Annotated in this window: 13 protein-coding genes; 4 read left to right on the top strand and 9 right to left on the bottom strand. The window is 69.1% G+C overall.

What is annotated here, in order from left to right; all coding sequences use genetic code 11:
- Positions 1-38 precede the first annotated feature (38 nt).
- Positions 39-1,658, bottom strand: coding sequence for a peptide ABC transporter substrate-binding protein (locus tag ACZ4Z5_RS02065; protein ID WP_468255232.1), 1,620 nt, complete (start codon positions 1,656-1,658; stop codon positions 39-41).
- Positions 1,659-1,726: 68 nt separating this feature from the next.
- Positions 1,727-2,680: a GNAT family N-acetyltransferase gene (locus ACZ4Z5_RS02070; protein WP_468255234.1), complete on the bottom strand. Its 954-nt coding sequence runs from the start codon at positions 2,678-2,680 to the stop codon at positions 1,727-1,729.
- 89 nt (positions 2,681-2,769) lie between these two features.
- Here ACZ4Z5_RS02070 and ACZ4Z5_RS02075 point away from each other — a divergent pair, with 89 nt between their 5' ends.
- On the top strand, positions 2,770-3,057 hold the full coding sequence (locus ACZ4Z5_RS02075) for a hypothetical protein (protein WP_468255237.1): 288 nt from the start codon (positions 2,770-2,772) through the stop codon (positions 3,055-3,057).
- Positions 3,054-3,446 carry a PIN domain-containing protein gene (locus tag ACZ4Z5_RS02080; RefSeq protein WP_468255240.1) on the top strand — a complete coding sequence of 131 codons (393 nt, stop codon included), beginning with the start codon at positions 3,054-3,056 and terminating at the stop codon, positions 3,444-3,446. Before ACZ4Z5_RS02075 ends, ACZ4Z5_RS02080 begins: the two co-directional genes overlap by 4 nt.
- A gap of 64 nt (positions 3,447-3,510) precedes the next feature.
- Here the strand turns inward: ACZ4Z5_RS02080 and ACZ4Z5_RS02085 are convergent, their stop codons facing one another.
- The 7 genes from ACZ4Z5_RS02085 to ACZ4Z5_RS02115 all read right to left on the bottom strand — a co-directional run bounded on the left by ACZ4Z5_RS02085 (position 3,511) and on the right by ACZ4Z5_RS02115 (position 15,024).
- The gene (locus ACZ4Z5_RS02085; RefSeq protein ID WP_468255243.1) at positions 3,511-4,659 is read right to left on the bottom strand and encodes an ABC transporter ATP-binding protein; all 1,149 of its coding nucleotides are present in this window, start codon (positions 4,657-4,659) and stop codon (positions 3,511-3,513) included.
- Positions 4,652-5,743: an ABC transporter ATP-binding protein gene (locus ACZ4Z5_RS02090; protein ID WP_468255246.1), complete on the bottom strand. Its 1,092-nt coding sequence runs from the start codon at positions 5,741-5,743 to the stop codon at positions 4,652-4,654. Before ACZ4Z5_RS02090 ends, ACZ4Z5_RS02085 begins: the two co-directional genes overlap by 8 nt.
- A 6-nt stretch (positions 5,744-5,749) precedes the next feature.
- Complete coding sequence (locus tag ACZ4Z5_RS02095) at positions 5,750-6,673, bottom strand: ABC transporter permease (protein WP_468255249.1); 924 nt, start codon at positions 6,671-6,673, stop codon at positions 5,750-5,752.
- 24 nt (positions 6,674-6,697) lie between these two features.
- Positions 6,698-7,624: an ABC transporter permease gene (locus ACZ4Z5_RS02100; RefSeq protein ID WP_468255252.1), complete on the bottom strand. Its 927-nt coding sequence runs from the start codon at positions 7,622-7,624 to the stop codon at positions 6,698-6,700.
- A gap of 194 nt (positions 7,625-7,818) precedes the next feature.
- The gene (locus tag ACZ4Z5_RS02105; protein WP_468255255.1) at positions 7,819-9,477 is read right to left on the bottom strand and encodes a peptide ABC transporter substrate-binding protein; all 1,659 of its coding nucleotides are present in this window, start codon (positions 9,475-9,477) and stop codon (positions 7,819-7,821) included.
- Between the two features lie 546 nt (positions 9,478-10,023).
- The gene (gene typA, locus ACZ4Z5_RS02110) at positions 10,024-11,931 is read right to left on the bottom strand and encodes a translational GTPase TypA (RefSeq protein ID WP_468255259.1); all 1,908 of its coding nucleotides are present in this window, start codon (positions 11,929-11,931) and stop codon (positions 10,024-10,026) included.
- 384 nt (positions 11,932-12,315) lie between these two features.
- Complete coding sequence (locus ACZ4Z5_RS02115; RefSeq protein ID WP_468255262.1) at positions 12,316-15,024, bottom strand: ABC transporter substrate-binding protein; 2,709 nt, start codon at positions 15,022-15,024, stop codon at positions 12,316-12,318.
- Between the two features lie 309 nt (positions 15,025-15,333).
- Between ACZ4Z5_RS02115 and ACZ4Z5_RS02120 the strand changes: the two genes are divergently transcribed.
- Both ACZ4Z5_RS02120 and ACZ4Z5_RS02125 read left to right on the top strand, forming a co-directional pair.
- Positions 15,334-15,627, top strand: coding sequence for a hypothetical protein (locus ACZ4Z5_RS02120; RefSeq protein ID WP_468255265.1), 294 nt, complete (start codon positions 15,334-15,336; stop codon positions 15,625-15,627).
- Between the two features lie 252 nt (positions 15,628-15,879).
- Entirely contained in the window at positions 15,880-16,713 is an 834-nt protein-coding gene (locus ACZ4Z5_RS02125; protein ID WP_468255267.1) for a hypothetical protein, read from the top strand.
- Positions 16,714-16,717: the final 4 nt, after the last annotated feature.

Consider the following 16,717-nt stretch of genomic DNA (forward strand, 5'->3'; position numbering starts at 1 on the left):
TCCTCGGTCTCCTGGGTCGACCTCCCGGCGCCGGTGCGTCACTTCACCTGGATCTCGTTGTAGACGGGGACGCTGAACGGGTTCAGCGACACGTTGCTGATGCGGTCCGAGTAGCCGGCGCTGCCGTTCTGGTACCAGAGCGGGATGGCGGCCATCTGGTCGCGGACGACCTCCTCGGCCTGCTGGAACGTCTTCACGGCCTTGGCCGTGTCGGTCTCGGCGTTCGCCCGGTCGACGAGCTCGTCGAAGGTGGCGTTGGACCACTTGCCGTCGTTGGAGGAGGCGTTGGTGTAGTACAGCGGCTGCAGGAAGTTCTGGATCAGCGGGTAGTCCATCTGCCAGCCGGCCCGGAACGGCCCGGGCATCTTGTGCTGTCCGATCTGGTTGCGGAAGTCGGCGAAGGTGCCGACCGGGTTGCCCACGCAGGACCGGGCGCTGCCGAGGACGTTGTTGATGCTGTTGCAGACCGCCTCGACCCATTCGCGGTGCGAGCCGGCGTCGGCGTTGAAGCTGATCCTCAGCCGGCCGCCGGGGATGCCGCCGCCCTCGCTGATCAGCTTCTTGGCCTGGGCGGGGTCGTACTCGCAGGCCGCGCCGCACAGGCCCGCCTTGTATCCGCCGTCGACGCCGAGTACCGGGGAGGTCCAGTCGGTGGCCGGGGTGCGGGTGTTCTGGAAGATCGTCTCGGTGATCTGCTTGCGGTTGATCGCCATCGACAGTCCGGTGCGGACCTTCTCCAGACCGGGCTTGTTCCAGGCGGGGTCGTAGTACGGGAAGACCAGGGTCTGGATGATGCCGGCGGGGGTGTTGATGTAGCGGCCGCCCAGGTCGGCCTGCACGTTCTTGAGCTGTGCGGCGGGGACGTCGTCGACGAGGTCGAGGTTGCCGGCGGTGAGGTCCGTGTAGGCGGTGTTGTTGTCGGTGTAGACCCTGAGGTCCACCCCTTCGTTCCTGGCCTTGTCGTCGCCCGGGTAGTCGGCCCACTTCCGCAGCGACATCTGGGAGCCCTTGACGTAGGAGTCCACGGTGTAGGGGCCGTTGCCGACGGGCTTGGACAGCCACGCCTCGTGGTCCTCGAAGAACGCCCTGGGGAGCGGGGCGAAGGCGGCGTAGCCCAGGGTGTCGGGGAAGGTGGAGAACTTCTGGTTGAGCCTGACGGTGAAGGTCAGCGGGCCGGTCGTCTTCAGGCCGGAGAGCGTCGCGGCCTTGGGCGGCCCCGACTCGGGATGGACCTGGTCGTAGCCCTCGATGTAGCCGAAGAAGTAGGCGTTCTTCTGGTTGTTCTTCAGGTGGGCGCCGTAGTTCCAGGCGTCGACGAAGGACTGGGCGGTGACCTTCTCGCCATTGGAGAAGGTCCAGCCGTCCTTCACGGTGACGGCGAACTGGACGGAGTCGCTCGTCTCGATCTTCTCGGCGAGCATGTTCTCGGCCGCGCCGGTCTTCGGGTCGTACCGGATGAGGCCCCGGAAGATCATGTCCAGGACCTTGCCGCCCTGGACCTCGTTGGTGTTGGCCGGTTCGAGCGGGTTCTGCGGATCGCCCCAGGACGAGCTGACGACTCCCGGCGTGCCGCCGGTGGCGCCGCCGCCGCAGGCCGTCACCGGGAGGGCGACCGCCATCGCGACCGCGGCCCACCTGACGTGCGTCGCTCCGCGCATGGAGTGCCTCCCGGGTCCCAGCTCTCGTCTGGGCCCAATATCACCCCATCAGGGAGCTTGTCGCACTCCTATCGCGCCCGAGTGGCCGCTATGCCAGCCGGAAGGACGATCTCCCAGGTGTCCACGGCGTAGTGCGGCGTCATGCCGTGCGCCTCGTACAGCGCCAGCGCCCCCGTCTCGTTCTCGATGTCCACGCCCAGTCCGATGGTGTCCCGGCCGCGCGCGGCGTACGTGCCGAACGCGAACCGGAGCAGATGGCCGCCGAGCCCCCGCCCGCGGTACGCCTTGCGCACCCCGACGTTCCGGATCCAGCCCATGGCCTCGCGGTCGTCGCGGGTGAACAGCACCCCCACGTCGCCCTCGCCGGCCAGTGCGGCGATCCACAGGAGCGACCAGTCGACCCGGGCCCCGCCCACGTCCTCCAGCCACTTCTCGTAGCCGCGCTCGTGGTGGTCGAAGTGCTCGGCGAAGGTCTCCTCGAGCAGCGCGTGTGCGAGCCGCCGGTCGGCCTCCTCGCGGCAGTCCCGCAGCGTCAGCCCGGGGAGCGGCCCGGGGACCGGGTCGGTGTCCTGCGACACCGGCCGTGTCATGACCTGGTACCGGCGGACGGTCCGCCAGCCGCGGCCGGTCAGCAGCGCGGTGTCGATCGTGGGCCGCACGTTGAGGTGCAGCCTCAGGACGGCCCGGTCGGCTCCGTCCTCCGCAGCCTGCTCCGCGGCCCGCTCCTCCATCCGCTCCAGCACCCGCACCGCGGCGGCGGAGTGCCCGGGCAGCACGTAGTGGTCGGCCGCGATGTGGCCGTCGTCCGAGTCCCTCCACACCACGCCGTAGCACACCGGCTCCTCGCCGTCGAACGCCAGCCAGGTGTCCCGGGCGAGGTCCATCTCGCTGTGCGTCAGATCGGCCTCGACCTCCGCGAGCACGGTGTCGGCCCGGCCGATCTCGAGGACGTCGACGGCGTTCATCAGCGCGTGCACGGCGGGCACGTCTGCCAGGCCGACGGGGCGGAGAGTGAGAGACATGCGGCCACTGTCCGTGCGGGGACGGGAGGGACGCAAAGGGTTTTCTCCCACGGTATACCTACGGTGTACTCGCGGTGTACCGTTCCGGTATGGCCGATTCCACCATCAAAGTCCCGCAGGCGACCCGCGACCACCTCGCCGCGCTCGCCAAGGAGCGGGGAACGACGATAGGAGCGCTGGTCGCCGCACTGGCCGCGGAACAGCTGACCACCGACCAGACCCGGGCACGTGTCGACGAGGCACGGCGGATCCTGCGCGAGCGGATGCACGTCGACCTCACGGACGCGGAGTTCGAGGCGACGCCGCACGCATTGGACCGCGTCTACGAAATCGCCGCGCAGAAGGCCCGGGAAGCGCTGCGAGGCAACGCCGCGTGATCATTCTGGACACCAGCGCGGTACTCGCGCTCGCCCAGGGGCACCGCGGACTGGCGCGTGTCGCGGACAACGCCGCGGCCTCCCCGTTCCGGCATCTGCTCGTGCCCGCCCTCTGCCTGCTGGAGGCGGAGGTGAGGGACGCCGGTTCGGCCATGAACGTGCTCGCCTTGCCCGGCCTCGACGTCGAGGCCCTCGACACGGTCGCGGCCGCCACCGTGGGGACCATGGTGCGCGACGGGCTCGGCGGACCGGACACCTGCCACGCCCTCTACGCCTCCTTGCCCAGTGCCACGCGCCCCATGACCGACCTCATCCTCACCGCACGGGAGGACGACTACCCACCGGGCACCATCACCGTCGACATCGACGACGAACGCCTGGACGACTGAGCCCGCACCAACGGCGGCAGCCCCGCGCACCGGAGTGCGCGGGGCTGCCTGCAGGGACTACGGGTCACGACGCGTGGACGACGTCCTTCTCCTCGGCGAAGTGGCACGCCGACTCGTGCGCGGCCGGGGAGTCCGAGCCCTGGAAGCGCTCCGGGATCGCCAGCAGCGGCACCTCGGTGGAGCACTTGTCCTGAGCCTTCCAGCACCGGGTGCGGAAGCGGCAGCCGGACGGCGGGTTCGCCGGCGACGGGACATCACCGGTGAGGATGATCCGGTCGCGGCCCTCGCGGGCCTCCGGGTCGGGGACCGGGACGGCCGACAGCAGCGCCTGGGTGTAGGGGTGTGTCGGGTGGTCGTAGATCTGCGCGTCCGTACCGATCTCGGCCATCTTGCCGAGGTACATCACGCCGACGCGGTCGGAGATGTGCCGGACGATCGACAGGTCGTGCGCGATGAAGATGTAGGAGAGGTTGAACTCGTCCTGGAGCTTCTCCATCAGGTTGATGACCTGTGCCTGGACCGACACGTCCAGCGCGGACACCGGCTCGTCGCAGATGATGATCTCCGGGTTGAGCGCGAGGCCGCGGGCGATGCCGATGCGCTGGCGCTGACCGCCGGAGAACTGGTGCGGGTACCGGTTGATGTACTCCGGGTTGAGACCGACGACGTCCAGCAGCTCCTGCACCTTGCGGCGCCGGTCGCCCTTCGGGGCCACCTCGGGGTGGATCTCGAAGGTCTCGCCGATGATGTCGCCGACCGTCATCCGCGGGTTCAGCGAGGTGTACGGGTCCTGGAACACCATCTGGATGTTCCGGCGGACGGCCTTCAGGGCCTTGCCGGACAGCTTGGTGATGTCCTGGCCCTTGTAGAAGATCTCGCCGGAGGTCGCGGTCTCCAGCATCATCAGCAGCTTGGCCACGGTCGACTTGCCGCAGCCGGACTCGCCGACGATGCCGAGGGTCTCGCCCTGGTAGAGGTCGAAGGAGACCCCGTCCACGGCCTTGACCGCGCCGACCTGACGCTTGAAGAAGATGCCCTGGGTCAGCGGGAAGTGCTTGACCAGGTTGCGCACCTGGAGGATCGGCTCACCGCGCTCGACCGGCGCCTCGATGGCGGCGACGGCCTCGTCGACGGTGGCGGCGTCGACCGTCTCGATCTCGGAGACGTTCGGAGTGGCGTCCACGGCCTCGTCGTCCTTCTTCAGCTCAGCCATGGATCGTCTCCTTCCAGAAGTGGCAGGCGCTGCCGCGGCCGGCCAGCTCGGTGCCGTCCTGCTCGGTCACCGGGTGCAGCGTCGGGATCTCCGTGCGGCAGATGTCGTCCGCCTTGGGGCAGCGCGGGTTGAACGCGCAACCGGTGGGGATGCGGAGCAGGTTGGGCGGCAGTCCCTTGATCGCGAAGAGCTCCTGGCCCTTCTGGTCCAGGCGCGGGATCGAGTCCAGCAGACCACGGGTGTACGGGTGCGCGGGGCGCTTGTACAGCTCGTGGATCGGCGAGGTCTCGACGATCCGGCCCGCGTACATCACGGCGATCTTGTCCGCGACGTCGGCGACCACGCCGAGGTCGTGGGTGATCAGGATGAGACCCATGTTGTACTCGCGCTGCAGGTCCGCGAGCAGGTCCATGACCTGGGCCTGGACCGTCACGTCGAGCGCGGTGGTCGGCTCGTCCGCGATGATCAGGTCCGGCTCCAGGGCCAGCGCCATGGCGATCATGATGCGCTGGCGCATACCGCCGGAGAACTGGTGCGGGTAGTCGTCGACGCGCGCGGCCGCGGCCGGGATCTTCACCCGGTCCATCAGCTCGATCGCCTTCTTCTTGGCGTCCTTCTTGGACATGCCCTGGTGCACCCGGAACATCTCGCTGAGCTGGTTGCCCACCGAGTAGACCGGGTTCAGCGAGGACAGCGCGTCCTGGAAGATCATCGCCATCTTGGCGCCCCGCAACTTACGGCGCTCCTCCTCCGGCATCTGGAGGATGTCCTTGCCGTGGAAGCGCACCTCGCCCTGGGTGACCTTTCCGGGCGGGCTGTCCAGGATGCCCATGACGGCCTGCGCCGTCACGGACTTGCCGGAGCCGGACTCGCCGAGCACGGCGAGGGTCTCGCCGGCGTTGACGCTGTAGCTCACGCCGTTGACGGCCTTGGCGACCCCGTCACGGGTCTTGAACTCGACATGGAGGTTGTCGACCTCCAGCAGCGGCACGCCGGGCCCGCTGCCCGTGTCCGTCCCGCTCAGAATCTCCGACGTCGTCACGCCGTCACCTTCGTCCTGCTTGCTGATGTTGTCCTGGGGCATCGGGGGTCACCGGAGCTTCGGGTCGAGCGCGTCACGCAGGCCGTCGCCGACGAAGGCGAAGCCGAGCACGGTGATCACGACGAACAGGCTGGGGAACATCCACAGATGGTCCTCGACGCCGATGAACTTCTGGCCGTCGTTGAGCATGTTGCCCCACTCCGGAACGTCGACGGGGACGCCGACGCCCAGGAAGGACAGGGCGGCCACACCGATGATCGCGGTGCCCACGTTGAAGGTGGCGTACACCAGGACCGCGGTCAGCGAGTTGGGCAGGATGTGCTTCCGGATGATGCGCAGCCGGCTGGAGCCCAGGGCCCTGGCGGCGTGCACGTAGTCCATCTCGCGCACCGACAGGATCGAACTGCGCAGCAGTCGGGAGACCGTCGCCCAGGAGAAGATCGCGAGCGAGATGATGACCGGAGTGATGCCGCGGCCGGTCACCAGGATGATGACGATGGCGCCGATCAGCAGCGGGAAGGCGAGGAAGACGTCGGCGACACGCATGATGAAGGTGTCGACGAAGCCGCCGAAGGTGCCGGCCAGGGCACCGAGGATCACGCCGATCAGCACGGCGAAGAAGATCGAGGCGAGGCCGACGAGCACCGCGATCCGGGCGCCGGCGATGAGCCGGCTGAAGACGTCGCGGCCCAGGGCGTCGGTGCCCATCCAGTGCTCCGCGCCGGGGCCGGCGAGGGTGTTCTCCAGGTCCTGATCCAGCGGGTCGTACGGGGCGATCATGTCGCCGAACGCCGCGGTCAGGAAGAGCACGACGATGATGCCGAGACCGAGGACGGCCAGCTTGTTCTGGACGAAGCGGTGGCGGATCTCGCCCCACTGGGTGATGTTGGCGGGAGCGGGCTCCGCGGCGACGGCCGGCTGGGCCTCGGTGGCCTCGTCCGCCGCCGTCGGGCTCTTGACGAGCTCAGACATGAGAGGGGTCCTCCTTCGGGCGGGTCAGTTGAGGCGGATACGCGGGTCGAGGGCCGCGTAGAGCAGGTCCACGAGCATGCTCAGCAGGACGAAGATGGCGACGCTGTACGTCACCACGCCGACCACGATCGGGTTGTTCTGCTGCTGCACCGCCTGGACCAGCGCCAGACCGACACCGTCCCAGTTGAAGACCGCCTCGGTGATCAGGGCGCCGCCGAGCAGCGCACCGAAGGAGATGCCGAGGTAGGTGACGACCGGGATCACCGAATTGCGCAGCACGTGCTTGAACAGCACCTGCCGGCGCGGAAGTCCCTTGGCCACCGCGGTCTTGATGTAGTCGGCGCGCAGCACCTCCAGCATCGTGCCGCGGGTGAGGCGGGCCACGAAGGCGATGTCCACGAGGGCGAGGGTGGCGGCCGGGAGGATCATGCCGTCGAAGTCGTCGCCCGCGAGGAACGGGAACCAGCCCAGTTCGAGGACGAAGAGCTTCTTCAGCAGGAGGCCGATGACGAACGTCGGGAAGCCGACGGCCAGTGTGGTGATGAAGGTCGTCGACATGTCCCAGATGCTGTATCTGAACAATGCGGCGACCACGCCGACGGCCATGCCGAACACCGTCACGAGGACGATGGCCATCACGGCCAGCTTGGCGGTGTTCTCCAGCTTCGGCGCGAGGATCTCGGAGACCGGGCGACGCTGCTGGTAGTCCTCGCCCAGGTCGCCGACCGCGACCTTCTTCACGTAGTTCACGTACTGCTCGGGCAGTGACTTGTCGAGTCCGTAGCGTTCACGGAGCTCCTTGACCACTGCGGGATCACGAGCCTTGTCGCTGCCTGCGATGGATCCCACGGGGTCACCGGGGAGCACGAACAGACAAGCGAACAGGACCATGGTCGCGCCGATCAGGACGATGACCATCTGCCCGAGGCGACGGGCGACGTACCTTCCCATGTTCTGCCTCTCTACCTGGCCGCTTCTGGGTGCAGCGGCCTCCCGGCCCATGAACGGGCCGGGCTATACGGCGTGCGGGGAGAACCCGCGGAGTGTGAGGGGTGCCGTAAGTGAACGGCCCTGGCGTGGGGCTGCGGCCCCCGGAGACTCCGGGGGCCGCGGCTCACATCTGACGGTTCATCCGCCGGACGCTCTTACTTCTTGAGGGAGATCTCCTCGAAGATCGGGTCCTCACCGAAGTCGATGTCGTCCAGGCCGTTGAACTTGTCGGTCGCCATGAGACGGAACTGGGTACGGTTGAACATCGGGATCAGCGCCTGGTCGTCCAGGGCGATCTTCTCGGCCTGCTGGTAGAGCTTGGTGCGGGCCGCCTCGTCCTTGGTGGCACGGGCCTGGTCGATCAGCTTGTCGAAGGCCGGGTTGTTGTAACGGGCGCGGTTGTCACCCATCACCTTCCCGTTCTCGTCCTTCGACATCGACTTCGAGTGCAGCAGCGGGAAGAGGAAGTTGTCCGGGGTCGGGTAGTCCGCGCCCCAGGCGAAGCGGAACAGACCGCTGGCCTTCGGAGCCTGCTGGTCCTCCAGCACGCCCGGGAAGTCCTTGCCGGCCAGCTTGACCTTGACGCCCAGGACGTCCTCGATCTGCTTCGCGGTGGCCTGGATCCACTCCTCGTGACCCGCACCGGTGTTGAAGCCCAGGGAGATCTCGGTGCCCGGCTTCAGGCCGGCCTTGGCCGCGAGCTCCTTGGCCTTCGCCTTGTCCTGCTTGATGCAGCTACCGCAGATGTCCTTCTGGTAGGCGCTCGGGAAGGACGGCGGCACGATGCTGGTGGACGGGACCTGGAAGCCCTGGAAGACACCCTTGGCGATCGCCTGGCGGTCGATCGCGTAGGAGATCGCCTGGCGGGCCTCCTTGCTGTTCAGCGGGGCGCTGTCACCGACCGGCAGGATGTAGTTCATGCCGCTGGTGTCCTTGGTGAACCACTTGCCCTGCGGCTTGAAGGTGGTCTCCGCGACCTTCAGCTGCGGGGTCGGGATGTGGGCGTAGTCGAACTGCCCGGCCTGGAAGCCCTCGTACTCGAGCTGCTGCGCGTTGTTGTCGTTGAGCAGCTTGATCTCGACCTTGTCGAGCTTGGCCTTCTGCAGCGTGTAGTCGTCGTTGCGGACGAGCACGATCTGCTTGTTGTGCTCCCACTTGCCCGACATCTTGAACGGGCCGTTGCCGATGGGGGCCTCGCCGAACGCCTTGTCCTCGGCACCGACCTTGGCGACCTTCGGGACCGGGGCGTACACGCCGTGCGCGGTCTTGAGGTTGAACTCGCAGTCCGGGGCGCTCAGGGCGACCTTGATGGTGCTGGCGTCCGGGGTGGTCACACCGGCGAAGGTGGTGGTTTTGCCTGCCTGGAGCTCGTCGTAGCCCTTGATGCCGGCGAAGTGGTAGGACACGTCGGAGGCGGCGGCCTTGTGCGACGAACGGGTCCATCCGCGGGCGAACGCCTCGGCGTCCACGGCCTCACCGTTGGTGAACTTGGTGCCGGTCTTGACCTTGAAGGTCCACTCGGTGCACTGGTCGTTCGGGGTGGCCGACTCGGCCAGCGCCGGAACGGCCTTGCCGTCCGGGGTGTTCTTGAACAGACCGACGAACAGGGCCTTGGCCACGGCGATGCCGGTGGACTCGTGCGCCAGGCCGGGGTCGATGGTGTCCGGCTCGGTGCTGCCCATGCGGAACGTTCCGCCGGCAACACCCTTGCCCTCGGTGTCCTTGCCACCGTCATTGCCGCCACCACAGGCGGTCGCGGCCAGGGCGACGACTATCGCGCCCACGACCCACTTGGCGCTCTTGGCACCGCGCATGGGTTCCTCCTCAAGAGTTGTCACTACGAGAAGGGCACAGAAAACATCGCCGACACCCCTGACGGCGAAGCCTCGATGTACCCCGAGTGTGTGCTCGTGAGTCGGCGCTCCCCACAGCGCTTGACCCATTGACCCGAGCTCAATGAAGCCAACTATTGAGTACGTTCGAGCCGTAAACCACACCTAAAGAGTCTCGGTTTGACAACATCACCCGAGCCCAGAAGCCCGAAATCCGGACAAAGAGACCGCAGACAGACACGCGCGAAACGGACTGTTAATACAGGTTCCGGTGATCAACGTCCGGAACCCGGACGCTCGGGGCGGTAAATGGGCTTGACGGACGTCACGCAATCCCACTCGCGGGCAGGCGGCCCGTGTGACGCGCGTAGCACGCCGTCGACTCTCCACTGTCTCACAGACGATCACCCGGGTACGCGGGACTGCAACTCCCTGCACGGGCACGGCGGGTCAAGAAGGAAGCCGGAACGGCCGGTCCCCCGCAGTGTCCTGCGGGGGACCGGCCGTTCAGAGCTCCGCCCAGCCGGCTCAGCCGTGCTTGGCGCGGGACGCGGCGCGGGCGCGCTCGCGGGCGTCCAGGTTGACCTTGCGGATACGAACCGCCTCCGGGGTCACCTCGACGCACTCGTCGTCACGGCAGAACTCCAGGGACTGCTCCAGGGAGAGCTTCCGCGGCGGGACGATCGACTCGGACACGTCGGCCGTGGACGACCGCATGTTGGTGAGCTTCTTCTCCTTGGTGATGTTGACGTCCATGTCGTCGGAGCGGGAGTTCTCACCGACGATCATGCCCTCGTACACCTCGGTGCCGGGCTCCACGAAGAGGACGCCGCGCTCCTGGAGGTTGGTCATGGCGAAGGCCGTGACCGCGCCGGACCGGTCCGCGACCAGCGAGCCGTTGTTACGGGTCTGCAGGTTGCCGAACCACGGCTCGTGGCCCTCGTGGATGGAGTGGGCGATACCGGTGCCGCGGGTCTGCGTCAGGAACTCCGTACGGAAGCCGATGAGGCCACGGGACGGGACGACGAACTCCATACGCACCCAGCCGGACCCGTGGTTGGACATGTTGTCCATCCGGCCCTTGCGGACGCCCATGAGCTGCGTGACGGCGCCCATGTGCTCCTCGGGCACGTCGACGGTCATCCGCTCGACCGGCTCGTGGACCTTGCCGTCGACCTCCTTGGTGACCACCTGGGGCTTGCCGATCGTCAGCTCGAAGCCCTCCCGGCGCATGGTCTCCACGAGGATGGCCAGCGCCAGCTCACCACGGCCCTGGACCTCCCAGGCGTCGGGACGCTCGGTCTCCAGGACACGCAGCGAGACGTTGCCGATCAGCTCGCGGTCCAGCCGGTCCTTGACCTGACGCGCGGTCACCTTGCGGTCCTTGACCGCGGCCTTGTTGTCGGCACCCTTGCCGGTGCCGCCCCGGCCGACCAGCGGCGAGGTGTTGGTGCCGATGGTCATGGAGATCGCGGGCTCGTCCACCGTGATCAGCGGGAGGGCGACCGGGTTCTCCGGGTCGGCCAGCGTCTCACCGATCATGATCTCGGGGATGCCGGCGACGGCGCAGATGTCACCCGGGCCCGCCTTCTCGGCCGGCTTGCGGGTGAGCGCCTCGGTCATCATCAGCTCGGAGATGCGGACGTTCTGGACGGATCCGTCGCGCTTCATCCAGGCGACGGTCTGGCCCTTCTTCAGCTCGCCCTGCTGGACGCGCAGCAGCGCGATACGGCCGAGGAAGTTGTCCGCGTCGAGGTTGGTGACATGGGCCTGGAGCGGGGCACCGTCGTCGTACACGGGCGCGGGGATGTGCTCCAGGATGGTGGAGAAGAACGGCTCCAGGTTCTCGCTGTCGGCCGGGACGGTGCCGTCCTCCGGCTTGGTCAGCGAGGCGATGCCGTCACGGCCGCAGGCGTAGACGATCGGGAACTCGATCTGGTCCTCGTCGGCGTCCAGGTCCAGGAACAGGTCGTACGTCTCGTTGACGACCTCGTCGATCCGGGAGTCCGGGCGGTCCGTCTTGTTGATGCAGAGGATGACCGGCATGCGGCGCTGGAGGGCCTTGCGCAGCACGAAGCGGGTCTGCGGCAGCGGGCCCTCGGAGGCGTCCACGAGCAGCACGACGCCGTCGACCATCGACAGACCGCGCTCGACCTCGCCACCGAAGTCGGCGTGGCCGGGGGTGTCGATGATGTTGATGGTGATCGGGGCCCCGCCGTCCTTGGGGTGGTACTTCACCGCCGTGTTCTTGGCGAGGATCGTGATGCCCTTCTCACGCTCCAGGTCGTTCGAGTCCATGACTCGGTCGTCCACGGAGTCGAGCTGGTGGGCGGCGAAGGCGCCCGCCTGCTTGAGCATGGCGTCGACGATGGTCGTCTTGCCGTGGTCGACGTGGGCGACGATGGCGACGTTACGGATGTCGTGGCGCGTGGGCATGCTGGCTTGCGCTTCTCTCGGATCGTGGGATCAGGCGTCTTCGGTCCTCGTACGCCCCGCCGGGCTCGGACACGCCACGGCTCCTCCCATGGTACGGGGCCGTCCGTGTGAAGGACGTCCCCGGCCCGTGGGAGTGATCTGATCCACTGTTGATGCGCTGGTCGCACGCATCGGTATCTGCCCGGGTCAAAGGCAGCACGACCTTGCCCGCCGGATGCGCCGGCAGGCAAGGAAATTGAGTTGTTTCTGAGGTTGCCGCCCGGACGTTCCCAGCCGGAGCCGCCCCGCCCGGACATTCCTGCCCGGACATTCCCGCCCGGCCCTTCCGGTCCCGCGGCTGCCGTGCCGGTCCCACCGCCGCCGGCCCGGCGTTCCGCGTGGCCGCTACCGCGTACCGGCCGAGGCGGTGGCGCCCGCGGTGGCGGTGGCGGTGGCGTTCTGCGCTCCGCGCGCGCCGGGCTTGGCGAAGCCGATGTCCTGGTAGCGGGGGGCGCCGAAGCCGAACGCCCCGGCATTGACCAGGTTCTGCTTGGCGGCGACCAGCTGGGGCCGCTGGTAGAGGGGGATGGAACCGGCCGCGGCCCAGATCCTGGCGTCGGCCTGCTTGATCAGCTCGCGCGCCTGCTTCTCGTCCAGCTCGCCGATCGCCTGGTCGAAGAGCTGGTCGATCCGGTCCGTGCCGACGCGCGAGTAGTTCTGCTCCACGAGCAGCGAGCCGTCGGCGGCGGGCCGGGGCTTGACGAAGATCGGCCGGGCGTCGGTCGCCGGGTAGGCGGAGGCCGGCCAGGAGTAGAGGGCCAGGTCGAACTGGCCGGAGGCGATGTGGTCGCGGAAGAAGCTCTCGTCCTCGACCTTGATGATCTCCGTGGCGATCCCGATGCCGTCGAGCATCTCGGCGATCCTGTCGCCGACCAGGCGCAGGGACTCCGAGCCGGGGCCGGCGGGGAGCACGAAGCGCAGGGTGAGCGGCTTGCCGTCCTTGCCGAGCGCACCGCCCGCCTCGGCCGCCACCGGCGAGGGGGAGGCCGGCGCGGCGGTGCCCTGCGGGGCGTAGGCGCCTGCGAGCCCGCTCTCGGGGCGGAGTGCGTCGGCCCTGGTGCCCTCCAGAGCGGCCGCCTGGTGCAGCACGGCGGCGCTCTGCACCGCGGCGGCGGTGGCGGGGGCGAGGACGTGGGTGGCGCGCCCGCCGGTGGATCCCGTGCCCAGGCCGACTACGTGCCCGCCGTCGTCGCCGCGGTCGCGCTCACCGGGCGCCTTGTTGTCGGCCGTCGGCGCCGGAACGGGGAGGACGGACACCGTGGACCGTCCGGACGGCGACGGGGCCACCGCGGGGGGTGCCGGTGCCGAGGCGGCCGGCGCCGCCTTTCCGGACGCGGAGTGGCCGGGCACGGGCTGCCCGGGGGCCCCATTCCCGGATCCCGGCACCGCCTGGCCGGACACGGCCCGGCCCGGCTGGGCCTGCCCCGAGGCGCCGGCACTCGGCACCGCCCGGCTCGGCGTCCCCTGGCCGGACGCCTCCTGGCCCGGCACGCCCCGGCCGGGCGCTCCGGCGCCCGACGCGGCCTGGCCCGGCACTGCCTGGCCGGACGCCTGCCCCGGCTTGCCCTGGGCCGACGCCTGGGCCGACGCCTGGCCCGGCGCCGGCCGGCCGGATGCCGTCGTGCTCGTCGTCGCGGCGCCCGCGGCGGGCGAACCCGATGCCTGCGCCGACCCGCTGGAGTGCGGGGTGCTGCCGGCCTTGACCCCGGCCTGCTCCTGCTGGGCACCTCGTGTGGTCCAGCCCGCCTCGGCGAGCAGGGCCAGGGCCTGTTCGGTGTCCGGCCGGCCGAGCGCCGCGCTGTTGTCGGCGTACGCGGCCTGCCCGGCGAGGGCGACATGGCTGCCGACCGGACCGGCCGGCAGCCCCAGGGGCTTCAGCACCGCTTCGGCGAGCGCCTTGCGGTCGAGCGCACGGGCCACTGCACGGCGCACCCGTTCGTCGGCGAGCGGACCGGAGCTCCCGTTCAGCGCGAGCTGGGTGTAGGCGGGCTCCAGTGACTTGCGCACCTGGAAACCGCGGAGGTTGTTCTGCTCGATCGCGAAGTTCTCCGCGTACTCCTCCGCGTACTCCTCGGCGAATTCGTCGGTGTACTCCTCCGGATAACCCTCGGGGTACCCCTCCTCCTCGTAGGCACCGGCGGCTCCCGGGCCGGCCGCGCCCTTGTTCTTCGCGGCCCTGGTGATGCGGTCCGCGTCGGCGGGGCCGATCTCCGCGAGGTCGACGGCGTCGGCGGCGAGGGCCTCCACCCGTTCGTCGCGCGGTACGGCCCGGAAGACGATGGTGTCGAGCCGGGCCTGGTGGCCCCACCAGCGCGGGTTGCGGACCAGGGTGACGGTGGACTCGTCGCGGTCGATCTCCTTGAGCCGGAACGGCCCCGCGGTGACCTTCAGCGTGGTCCGCACGGTGTCGTTGAACGCGGCGGGCGTGCCGGTCGCCTCCTTCGGATAGAGGGGTGTGAACAGCGCCTGCCAGTCCGCGTAGGGCTTGGCGAAGGTGACCTTGACCTCCAGGTCGTCGCCGCCGCGCTCGATCTTCTCGATGCGTTCGTACCCGGCGTTGCGGGCCGTCCAGTACGCCGAGTCCGTGCCGTTCAGGGCCCGCCACTGGGCGACGAAGTCGGGGGCGCCGATCTCGCGGCCGTCGCTCCACACCGCCTTCTGGTTGAGCTTGTACACCACGACCTGCTTGGGCTCGTGGGCGGCGATCCGCGCGGACTCCAGGTAGTCGGGGTTGCGCTGGGGCCGGCCGAGGCCGTCCATGACGAAGAGGGACGGCAGCAGGGCGCCGGCCAGCCGGCTGGTGGCGGCGTCGGCGTCGGCCTGGAAGACGTTGAGGGTCTGCGGCATGGCGTCGATCGCCCAGCGCAGGGTGCCTCCGTCGGCGATCCGGCTGCGGTCGGCGGCGGCGATGTCCTGGGGCGCGGTCACCACGGGGACCTCCTTGCGCTCGGCGCACGAGGCGAGGAGCGGAAGCGCGAGGATGCCGGAGGCGAGGAGCGCGGCGGCGCGGAGCGTCCTGGATGCCCTCCCGCGCGGGACATCTGCATGGGACATGGCTCGTACCCCTTAGACCTGTTTTATGACATTTCGAGATGATCACACGGATCGCTCACCCACTGAACACACCCGCGCGCGAAGAGTAGCGACGACACGGCGGAAAGTACCGCGAAAGCCACCCGTCCGGCCCAACGGCACGGCTGTGCGGAAGGCCTCCGGAAGAGCCCCGCGCGTAAAATGAGGGGGCGCGCGAGCGCCGCCCGAGCCGGTAATCCGGGCACATGACTTCACAAAGGGAATGTGAGGCGCGACACTCGCAGGCGCACATCGCATCTTGCCGCCCGCGACCGCGGAAGTGAGGGCTCCATGTCCCTGCAGGATGATTTGGCAACGGTCCAGCGCAGCCTCGACGACCTGGTCCGCTCGGTCGGACGACTGGAGCAGCAGGTCGGAGGCGGCGGACTGGAGATACGGCGTGTGCGGACGGACGCCGACCACCTGCGCGAGAGCCTCGCGCTGCTGCGGGAGGCCGTCCCGTCCATGGGTGCGGCCGGCAAGCAGCCCGACCTGGTCGCCATCCCCGAGGCGCCCTACGACAGCGCGCTCTGGACGGACACGGACGACGAGGGACTCGGCGCCCGCGACCGGCGCGCCCCGTAACGGCGGAGCTGTCGGCACGTTCCACGGCGGCGGGCACCGGTGCCCGCCGTCCCGGACGCAGGGCCGGTCCGTCCCGGCCCTGCGCGTCCCCGCCCTCCGGGCCAACCGCCGTCCCGTTCCGCCAGCCGTCCCCTCAGGCCCCGTGCACATGCAGATCCCGTGCACACCACAGGTCCGGAGGTGAGGCCGTCCTGACGAGGCCGCCGGCAGGCCCGCAGGCCCCCTCATCGCCCACGACCTCGTGGAGATCCGTTGGCAACCGGCACCGAATCCGGCACCGAACCACGTCCCCCGGCGGCAGGCGTCCACGACGCCTCACGCGCCGCCATCACCCCCCGCCATCTGCGCACCGACCGCTGGTGGCTCGCCCCCGCCGCGACGGCGGCGGGGCTGCTCGCCTTCGTCGTCTACTCGACCTGGCGGGCCTTCGCGAACAGCGACTACTACGCGGCGCCCTATGTCTCGCCGTTCTACTCGCCCTGTCTCGCGGAGAACTGCGTCCCCATGAAGGACGGCCCCAACTGGGAGATCTTCGGCAGCTGGTGGACCCTTTCGCCCGCCCTGCTGATCCTTCTCTTCCCGCTGGGCTTCCGGCTGACCTGCTACTACTACCGCAAGGCCTACTACCGGGGCTTCTGGGCGTCTCCGCCCGCCTGCGCGGTCGCCGAACCGCACCGTAGGTACACCGGCGAGACCCGCTTCCCGCTGATCCTCCAGAACGCCCACCGGTACTTCTTCTACACCGCGCTCCCCGTCGCCGGCATCCTCACCTACGACACCGTGCTCGCCTTCCGCGACGAGCACTACGCATGGGGACACATGGGGCTCGGCACCTTCGTGTTCCTCGTCAACATCGTGCTGATCTGGGCGTACACCCTGTCCTGCCACTCCTGCCGGCACATCATCGGCGGCCGGCTGCGGCACTTCTCGAAGCACCCGGTGCGCTACCGGCTGTGGGGCCTGGTCGGAAGACTGAACGAGCGTCACATGCTGCTGGCATGGACGTCGCTGTTCAGTGTGGCCTTCGCCGACTTCTATGTGTACCTGCTTGCCACCGGCGCCTTCGACGACCCCCGTCTGTTCTAGAGGA

It is taken from the genome of Streptomyces sp. NPDC030222 (assembly GCF_055573115.1).

Bases quoted from the DNA above. Each gene is read 5' to 3' on its own strand.
- ACZ4Z5_RS02115 (WP_468255262.1), bottom strand. From the start codon at position 15,024: ATGTCCCATGCAGATGTCCCGCGCGGGAGGGCATCCAGGACGCTCCGC.
- ACZ4Z5_RS02090 (WP_468255246.1), bottom strand. From the start codon at position 5,743: ATGCCCCAGGACAACATCAGCAAGCAGGACGAAGGTGACGGCGTGACG.
- ACZ4Z5_RS02065 (WP_468255232.1), bottom strand. From the start codon at position 1,658: ATGCGCGGAGCGACGCACGTCAGGTGGGCCGCGGTCGCGATGGCGGTC.
- ACZ4Z5_RS02095 (WP_468255249.1), bottom strand. From the start codon at position 6,673: ATGTCTGAGCTCGTCAAGAGCCCGACGGCGGCGGACGAGGCCACCGAG.
- ACZ4Z5_RS02105 (WP_468255255.1), bottom strand. From the start codon at position 9,477: ATGCGCGGTGCCAAGAGCGCCAAGTGGGTCGTGGGCGCGATAGTCGTC.
- ACZ4Z5_RS02100 (WP_468255252.1), bottom strand. From the start codon at position 7,624: ATGGGAAGGTACGTCGCCCGTCGCCTCGGGCAGATGGTCATCGTCCTG.
- ACZ4Z5_RS02075 (WP_468255237.1), top strand. From the start codon at position 2,770: ATGGCCGATTCCACCATCAAAGTCCCGCAGGCGACCCGCGACCACCTC.
- ACZ4Z5_RS02120 (WP_468255265.1), top strand. From the start codon at position 15,334: ATGTCCCTGCAGGATGATTTGGCAACGGTCCAGCGCAGCCTCGACGAC.
- typA (WP_468255259.1), bottom strand. From the start codon at position 11,931: ATGCCCACGCGCCACGACATCCGTAACGTCGCCATCGTCGCCCACGTC.
- ACZ4Z5_RS02085 (WP_468255243.1), bottom strand. From the start codon at position 4,659: ATGGCTGAGCTGAAGAAGGACGACGAGGCCGTGGACGCCACTCCGAAC.
- ACZ4Z5_RS02070 (WP_468255234.1), bottom strand. From the start codon at position 2,680: ATGTCTCTCACTCTCCGCCCCGTCGGCCTGGCAGACGTGCCCGCCGTG.